Here is a 1,305-nt window from a genome sequence, read left to right as displayed (position 1 = left end):
TGGCCCCAAGCGGCCGACCCGGCATGTCCGCTAGACGTCCGCTCCTTGGGGGTGAAGCGGACTCGATATGCTCCACCCGAGTTCTTCCGGGCGTGGACCCTTAGCTGACCTTCAGCAGGTCTGCTTGGGCGGCCAGTGTAGCTCCGCCTCTGGAGCGGCCGCTGATGACTTGCGTAGAAGTTCATAGAGTAACGCTGTCTGCCAGAGTCGAACGTCGCCATGACCTAACCTCGTTCCTCAAGACTTCGCCGTTGCGGGTATCTGACCGGGCTCGAACGGACCCGGCTCGAAGAAGCCCTCGATCGATTCGACCTTTGCGTAATTCTCGGCGATGCTCTCGGGTGTCAGATGTGGGTCGTGGAAGCCACGTCCCATGACGATAGCGATACGTTGAATTGTTCCGGCTTCCACATTGTAGATGCGGTTCGTCTCCGAACACCCATCGCTTGCCAGCCAGACGATGGCCGGCGCAACCGCCTCAACCGGCATTGTGGCTTCGCTCTGCTTCAGCCAAGCGGGATCCGCAACCGCCGCCGGGTGCATCCTCGTATACCCGGCTGGCGAAATGGTGTTCACGAGAATCCCATGCTCGGCACCTTCAATTGCAAGAATGCGCATCAATCCGACGACTGCGCACTTCGCCGCCGCATAGGTGGCCTGGCCCCGTATTCCGAGCAGCCCGGCGACCGAAGTCGTGAGGATGATCTTCCCATAGTGCTGTGCGACCATGTACGGCCAGGCAGCCTTCACCGTGTTGACCGGCCCGCCGAGGTGCACGCGCCAATAGTGATCGAAATCATCAAGGGTGGCGTCCTCGAATAGCTGGCTTCCGCAGATACCAGCGTTGTTCACGAGAAGGTCTACTCTCCCGAAATGCTTGGTGGTCGTCGCGATCAAGTCGCTGCCACCTTCAGGACTGGAGACATCGCTGTCATTCGCGATGGCCTCGCCTCCACGCGACCGAATGAGGTCGGCGACCTGTTCCGCTATCGTGGAGTCCTTCCCGAACCCCGATACGTCGGTCCCCAGGTCGTTCACCACGACCCGGGCCCCGCGTTCGGCGAGGAGTTCGACGTATGCCCGCCCCAGCCCGCGGCCTGCCCCAGTCACGACCGCGACCTTCCCCTCCAACGAAATTCGTTCCGTCATCTCGCTATCCTTTTCCGGCAAAGATTGAATGCGTCTGCGCGCAACCGTGACACCAACTGTCGGGGCGCTATGTCCCTTTGGCAAAGCCAGATTCACGTCCCCTGCAATCGACAATGCGTCCGCTTCCGGGGAGTTCCCTGATATCCGCTTAGGGCC

Annotated in this window: 1 protein-coding gene; it reads right to left on the bottom strand. The window is 60.9% G+C overall.

Annotation, left to right across the window (positions count from 1 at the left end; translation table 11 throughout):
• Positions 1-237: 237 nt before the first annotated feature.
• Complete coding sequence (locus ACFFWD_RS27675; protein WP_376970626.1) at positions 238-1,149, bottom strand: SDR family NAD(P)-dependent oxidoreductase; 912 nt, start codon at positions 1,147-1,149, stop codon at positions 238-240.
• Positions 1,150-1,305 lie beyond the last annotated feature (156 nt).

The organism is Bradyrhizobium erythrophlei, from assembly GCF_042430365.1.
In the GTDB taxonomy this organism is placed as follows: domain Bacteria; phylum Pseudomonadota; class Alphaproteobacteria; order Rhizobiales; family Xanthobacteraceae; genus Bradyrhizobium; species Bradyrhizobium erythrophlei.
This window is presented reverse-complemented; position numbering and strand designations above follow the sequence as displayed.

Excerpts from the sequence above, each read along its gene's own strand:
- ACFFWD_RS27675 (WP_376970626.1), bottom strand. The coding sequence starts at position 1,149 with ATGACGGAACGAATTTCGTTGGAGGGGAAGGTCGCGGTCGTGACTGGG.